This is a genomic window from Burkholderia sp. E168m23 (genome assembly GCF_016586125.1).
GTDB lineage: Bacteria > Pseudomonadota > Gammaproteobacteria > Burkholderiales > Burkholderiaceae > Burkholderia > Burkholderia orbicola.
On the sequence record NZ_BCPP01000369.1, the window covers coordinates 1 to 6,339 of the forward strand.

The window sequence follows — 6,339 nt, forward strand, 5'->3', positions numbered from 1 at the left end:
CGCCGCCCTTGATCTCGTCGAGGAACTCGTAGCCCTTGCCGGGGTTCGGCTCCAGCGTGATCACCGCATGACCGTACTGGCCGCGCCCGCCCGACTGCTTGACGAACTTGCCCTCGACGTCGGCCGCCGTCGTGCGCACCGTTTCGCGATACGCGACCTGCGGCTTGCCGACCGTCGCCTCGACGCCGAACTCGCGCTTCATCCGGTCGACCAGGATTTCGAGGTGGAGCTCGCCCATCCCCGAAATGATGGTCTGGCCGGACTCTTCGTCGGTCTGCACGCGGAACGACGGATCTTCCTGCGCGAGACGGTTCAGCGCGAGGCCCATCTTTTCCTGGTCGGCCTTCGTCTTCGGCTCGACGGCCTGCGAGATCACCGGTTCCGGGAATTCCATCTTCTCGAGGATGATCGGCTTCTGCGGATCGCACAGCGTGTCGCCCGTCGTCGCTTCCTTCAGGCCGACGGCCGCCGCGATGTCGCCCGCGCGCACTTCCTTGATTTCCTTGCGCTCGTTCGCGTGCATCTGCAGGATCCGGCCGAGCCGCTCCTTCTTGTCCTTCGTCGCGTTGAGCACGGTATCGCCCGACTCGACGACGCCCGAATACACGCGGAAGAAGATCAGCTGGCCGACGAACGGGTCGGTCATGATCTTGAATGCGAGCGACGAGAACGGCTCGTCATCGCTCGGATGACGTTCCGCCGGCTTTTCCGGATCGGCGAAGTCGTGGCCGAGGATCGCGGGCACGTCGACCGGCGACGGCAGGTAGTCGATCACCGCGTCGAGCATCGCCTGCACGCCCTTGTTCTTGAACGCGCTGCCGCACAGCATCGGCACGATCTCGTTCGCGATCGTGCGCTGGCGCAGCGCGGCCTTGATCTCGTCCTCGGTCAGCGATTCATGGTCGTGCAGATACTTCTCGAGCAGTTCCTCGCTCGCTTCGGCGGCGGCCTCGACCATCTTCTCGCGCCATTCGTGCGCGAGCTCGACGAGGTTCGCGGGGATGTCCTCGTACGTGAACTTCACGCCCTGGCTTTCGTCGTCCCACACGATCGCCTTCATCTTCACCAGATCGACGACGCCCTGGAAATGGTCTTCGGCGCCAATCGGAATCTGGATCGGCACGGCGACGCCCTTCAGGCGCTCGCCGATCTGCTTCTGCACGCGGAAGAAGTCGGCGCCGATCCGGTCCATCTTGTTGACGAACGCGATGCGCGGCACCTTGTACTTGTTGGCCTGGCGCCACACGGTTTCCGATTGCGGCTGCACGCCGCCGACCGAGTCGTAGACCATGCACGCGCCATCGAGCACGCGCATCGAGCGCTCGACTTCGATCGTGAAGTCGACGTGCCCGGGCGTGTCGATGATGTTGATCCGGTGCTCCGGATAGTTGCCGGCCATGCCCTTCCAGAAGGCCGTGGTCGCCGCCGACGTGATCGTGATGCCGCGTTCCTGCTCCTGCTCCATCCAGTCCATCGTGGCCGCGCCGTCGTGCACTTCACCGATCTTGTGGCTCACACCGGTGTAAAACAGGATGCGCTCGGTCGTCGTGGTCTTGCCGGCATCGATGTGAGCGCTGATCCCGATATTTCGATAGCGCTCGATGGGGGTTTTGCGGGGCACGTGAACCTCCTGGTGGTTCGGATCGTAAGCGGGCCGGCTGATTGGATGCCGGCCCGGGCTGGAACTAGCGAGATTTAAAGGATAGCGCTTGTCCGTGGCTTTTGCAGATGCGGGCAGCGGGTGCCGAATCAAGGCGGGCGCCGCGGGCGGACGAAAAAAAACCGGCGCCCGACAGGAAATGACGGGCGGCCGGCTGTTCGGTCGGGGCGCGGCGCGATGCCGCCGCGCGGACCGTTGCGGTTACTGAGCCCGCGGCAGGCCGTCGAGCTTCATGCCGGGCTTGATGCCCTTCGCGGCGAACCAGCCCTTGCTCATTTCGAGCGCATAGACGCCGTTGTTGCGCGGGCAGTGGTTGTCGGTCGTCTCGGCCTTCATCTCGTCGATGTCGGTGATCGTGCCATCCGCGCGGATGAACGCGATCGACAGCGGAATCAGCGTGTTCTTCATCCAGAAGCAGTGCACGGCGTTCTCGTTGAAGACGAACAGCATGCCTTCGTTCGGCGCGAGCTGCGAACGGTACATCAGCCCCTGTTCGCGGTCGGCGTCGTTCGCGGCGACGGCCGCGTCGATCACGTACATGCCGGCGCGCAGCTTCACGCGCGGGAACTCGCTCGGCTGCTTGGCGCCGGGCGGCACTTGCGCGCTGGCGGCCTGCATGCCGAGTGCGAAGACGGCGAGCGCGGCGGGAAACACGGCGGCGCGCGCAAGGCGGCCGAGCGACGGGCGCAGGGAGAATGACACAGCATGGCTCCTGTCTGGAAAACGAGACCCGCATGGTACGCGATGCGCGCCGGCGGGCACAAAAAAGAAAAAGGCAGATCGCCTTGCGGTGATCTGCCTTTCAACGCCGTAAGAACGGCAAGACTGCGTGTTCTTGACTGCGTTATTACAGCCAGCTTACTTAGTTCGAAGCAGCTGCCGGTGCTGCTGCGTCGCTTGCTGCAGCCTTCTTCGATGCCTTGTGGTGCTTCTTGGCAGCGTGGTGCTTCTTGGCAGCGTGCTTAGCCGGTGCCGAAGCAGCTTCTGCTGCTGCCGGAGCAGCTTCCGGAGCCGAAGCTTGTGCGAAAGCAGCCGTTGCGAAGAGGCCAGCGACCAGAGCGGCGATCAGTTTGTTCATGTTGTGTTCCTCAGCTTTAGTTAATTAACCAAATGACCCGGCAATAGGAGTCATGTCGTCTAACGGTGCCATCCACCTTTCGGTTGACAGACGCTTCGAGAAATTTCTCTTTGCGCTGCGGGCGCCGAATCGTATTCGAATAAAACGTCGCTTTCGTGACGCAAACACGGGTTCGGCTGCCAATGCCGGATAGCTAAGGTTGGCATCTGCGTGGTTTAACGCACGATCTCCGCAGGCGGTTGACGAAAAAGATGACGAAAAATGCGCGCGTCCCGGCTTCGTCATCCGACGGGCGCGAAACCGTCCCACGGCGCGCGCGGCGGCAGCGCGATCGTTTCGCCCGGTGCAATGCCGAGCGCGAATATGTCCAGCGCGCCGATGCCGACGCGCACCAGGCGCAACGTGGGGAAGCCGACGGCCGCCGTCATCCGGCGCACCTGCCGGTTCTTGCCCTCGGTGATCGCGAGCTCGATCCACGTGGTCGGGATCGCGGCGCGGTAGCGGATCGGCGGATTGCGCGGCCACAGCGTGTCGGGCGGCTCGATGAATTCGGCGCGGCACGGGCGCGTCACGTAGTCGCCGAGGTCGACGCCGCGGGCGAGCGCCTTCAGGTCGGCCGGCCCCGGCGCGCCGTCGACCTGCGCCCAGTAGCGCTTCACCAGCTTGTGGCGCGGCTCCGCGATGCGGGCCTGCAGCCCGCCGTCGTCGGTGAGCAGCAGCAGCCCCTCGCTGTCCGCGTCGAGCCGGCCGGCCGCATAGACACCGGGCGTTTTGACCCAGTCGCCGAGCGACGGCCGCGTCTCGTGCGCGGAAAACTGGCAAATCGTGCCGAACGGCTTGTTGAGGGCGATCAGGTTCATGGCGGGGCGTCTGCCCGGCGCCCCGCGCGGAGCGGGGGGCGGGCGGTCTATGGCAAATGGCGGAATCTTAATGCATAATACGGAACGGCAAGTCCTCTGTCTTATATAAGACATAAGTGAGGTCTTGATACGCAGTGCCGCGGTTCACGCCGAAGTGCCCGGTTGGGGCGCTAGAATAGCGGCTCGCTGTTGTCGTCACGGGGTGGCCATGCCGCGCCCCCGCCGCGCGCGCAGCTTCGACCAGCATCACCTGCTCAGCCACGTCACTGGAGTCGATCATGCCGTATCAGCACATCAAGGTTCCGGAGGGCGGTGACAAGATCACCGTCAACAAGGACTTCTCGCTCAACGTTTCCGATCAGCCGATCATTCCCTATATCGAAGGCGACGGTACGGGCTTCGATATCACGCCGGTCATGATCAAGGTCGTCGATGCGGCGGTCGCGCATGCGTACAAGGGCAAGCGCAAGATCCACTGGATGGAGATCTTCGCGGGCGAGAAGGCGACCAAGGTGTACGGTCCGGACGTGTGGCTGCCGGACGAAACGCTGCAGGTCCTGAAGGAATACGTGGTGTCGATCAAGGGGCCGCTCACGACCCCGGTCGGCGGCGGCATCCGTTCGCTGAACGTCGCGCTGCGCCAGGAGCTCGATCTGTACGTGTGCCTGCGCCCGGTCCAGTACTTCAAGGGCGTGCCGTCGCCGGTGCGTGAGCCGCAGAAGATCGACATGGTGATCTTCCGCGAGAACTCGGAAGACATCTACGCGGGCATCGAATGGGCCGCGGGCTCCGAGCAGGCGAAGAAGGTGATCAAGTTCCTGCAGGACGAGATGGGCGTGAAGAAAATCCGCTTCCCGGAAACTTCCGGGATCGGCGTCAAGCCCGTGTCGACCGAAGGCACCGAGCGTCTCGTGCGCAAGGCGATCCAGTACGCGATCGACAACGATCGCAAGTCGGTCACGCTGGTGCACAAGGGCAACATCATGAAGTTCACGGAAGGCCTGTTCCGTGACGCCGGCTACGCGCTCGCGCAGAAGGAATTCGGCGGCGAGTTGATCGACGGCGGCCCGTGGATGCGCGTGAAGAACCCGAAGACGGGCAACGAGATCGTGATCAAGGATTCGATCGCCGATGCCTTCCTGCAGCAGATCCTGCTGCGCCCGGCCGAATACGACGTGATCGCGACGCTGAACCTGAACGGCGACTACATCTCCGACGCGCTGGCCGCGCAGGTCGGCGGCATCGGGATCGCGCCTGGCGCGAACCTGTCGGATTCGGTCGCGATGTTCGAGGCGACGCACGGCACGGCGCCGAAGTACGCGGGCAAGGATTACGTGAACCCCGGTTCCGAGATCCTGTCGGCGGAAATGATGCTGCGCCACCTCGGCTGGACGGAAGCAGCCGACACGATCATCGCCGCGATGGAGAAGTCGATTCTGCAGAAGCGCGTCACGTACGACTTCGCGCGCCTGATGGAAGGCGCGACGCAGGTGTCGTGCTCCGGCTTCGGCGAAGTGCTGATCGAGAACATGTAAGACCCCTTCCGGGGTGGGCCGGCACGGTGCCGGCCGCCCCGGCGCTGACTGCCGGCGCCGGAGCGTTTCGTGGATGGCAGGTTTGTTGGCAGGGTGGCCCGGCTTGCGGGCCGCGGCGCCGCGAAGCGGCCCGCATGCCCTGCAAGGTAGACCATGACGGCCCTCGCAACACCACCGCCCGGCTGAGCCGGCGCCCCTTTCGCGATCGACCCGGTCGCTCCCCGCCGGTTACCGCCGGCGCTCCTCAGTCCCTCAATCACGTAGCAATGCTTTGACCACCATGTCCACTTCGCCCAAGATCATCTACACCCTCACCGACGAAGCGCCGGCGCTCGCGACCTACTCGCTGCTGCCGATCGTCAAGGCCTTCACGCGTTCGTCCGGCGTCGCCGTCGAAACGCGCGACATCTCGCTCGCCGGCCGCATCATCGCGGCATTCGCAGACGTCCTGCCGTCGGAGCAGAAGGGTTCCGACGATCTGGCCGAGCTGGGCCAGCTCACGCTGAAGCCGGAAGCGAACATCATCAAGCTGCCGAACATCAGCGCATCGGTGCCGCAGCTGAAGGCCGCGATCGCCGAACTGCAGGCGCAGGGCTACGCGCTGCCGGCCTATCCGGAAGATCCGTCGACGGACGAAGAAAAGGCCGTCAAGGCGCGTTACGACAAGATCAAGGGCAGCGCGGTGAACCCGGTGCTGCGCGAAGGCAACTCCGACCGCCGCGCGCCGCTGTCGGTCAAGAACTACGCACGCAAGCATCCGCACAAGATGGGCGCGTGGAAGGCCACGTCGAAGGCGCACGTCGCGCACATGACCGAAGGTGACTTCTACGGCAGCGAGAAGTCGGCGCTGATCGCCGATGCCGGCAGCGTGAAGATCGAACTCACGACGACCGACGGCGCGAAGAAGGTGCTGAAGGAAAAGACGGCCGTGAAGGCCGGTGAAGTGATCGACGCATCGGTGATGAGCCGCAATGCGCTGCGCAGCTTCATCGAAGCGCAGATCGCCGACGCGAAGGCGCAGGACGTGCTGTTCTCGGTGCACCTGAAGGCGACCATGATGAAGGTCTCGGACCCGATCCTGTTCGGTCACTTCGTGTCGGTGTTCTACCGCGACGCGCTCGCGAAGCACGCGGACGTGCTGGCGAAGGCCGGCTTCAACCCGAACAACGGGATCGGCGACCTGTACGCGCGCCTGAAGGACCTGCC

The 6,339-nt window shown here is 64.4% G+C and carries 6 protein-coding genes; 2 read left to right on the forward strand and 4 right to left on the reverse strand.

Features of this window, described 5'->3' with window-relative positions:
* From fusA to JMF90_RS19240, 4 genes are all read right to left on the reverse strand, one after another.
* The coding region (fusA, locus tag JMF90_RS19225) for an elongation factor G (RefSeq protein ID WP_201325321.1) at positions 1 to 1,621 on the reverse strand (1,621 nt) is incomplete at its 3' end.
* 240 nt (positions 1,622 to 1,861) lie between these two features.
* Positions 1,862 to 2,362, reverse strand: a complete 501-nt coding sequence (locus JMF90_RS19230; protein ID WP_011546024.1) for a DUF192 domain-containing protein — start codon at positions 2,360 to 2,362, stop codon at positions 1,862 to 1,864.
* 160 nt (positions 2,363 to 2,522) lie between these two features.
* Positions 2,523 to 2,738, reverse strand: coding sequence for a hypothetical protein (locus JMF90_RS19235; protein ID WP_011352970.1), 216 nt, complete (start codon positions 2,736 to 2,738; stop codon positions 2,523 to 2,525).
* Positions 2,739 to 3,019: 281 nt separating this feature from the next.
* Positions 3,020 to 3,598 (reverse strand): pseudouridine synthase, encoded by a 579-nt coding sequence (locus JMF90_RS19240; protein ID WP_011546023.1) that lies wholly within the window; start codon positions 3,596 to 3,598, stop codon positions 3,020 to 3,022.
* A gap of 278 nt (positions 3,599 to 3,876) precedes the next feature.
* On the opposite strand from JMF90_RS19240, the gene icd reads away from it, so the two are divergent.
* Both icd and JMF90_RS19250 read left to right on the forward strand, forming a co-directional pair.
* The gene (icd, locus tag JMF90_RS19245; RefSeq protein WP_006478026.1) at positions 3,877 to 5,133 is read left to right on the forward strand and encodes an NADP-dependent isocitrate dehydrogenase; all 1,257 of its coding nucleotides are present in this window, start codon (positions 3,877 to 3,879) and stop codon (positions 5,131 to 5,133) included.
* Between the two features lie 280 nt (positions 5,134 to 5,413).
* The coding region (locus tag JMF90_RS19250) for an NADP-dependent isocitrate dehydrogenase (protein ID WP_201325322.1) at positions 5,414 to 6,339 on the forward strand (926 nt) is incomplete at its 3' end.

Excerpts from the sequence above, each read along its gene's own strand:
- JMF90_RS19235 (WP_011352970.1), bottom strand. The coding sequence starts at position 2,738 with ATGAACAAACTGATCGCCGCTCTGGTCGCTGGCCTCTTCGCAACGGCT.
- icd (WP_006478026.1), top strand. The coding sequence starts at position 3,877 with ATGCCGTATCAGCACATCAAGGTTCCGGAGGGCGGTGACAAGATCACC.
- JMF90_RS19240 (WP_011546023.1), bottom strand. The coding sequence starts at position 3,598 with ATGAACCTGATCGCCCTCAACAAGCCGTTCGGCACGATTTGCCAGTTT.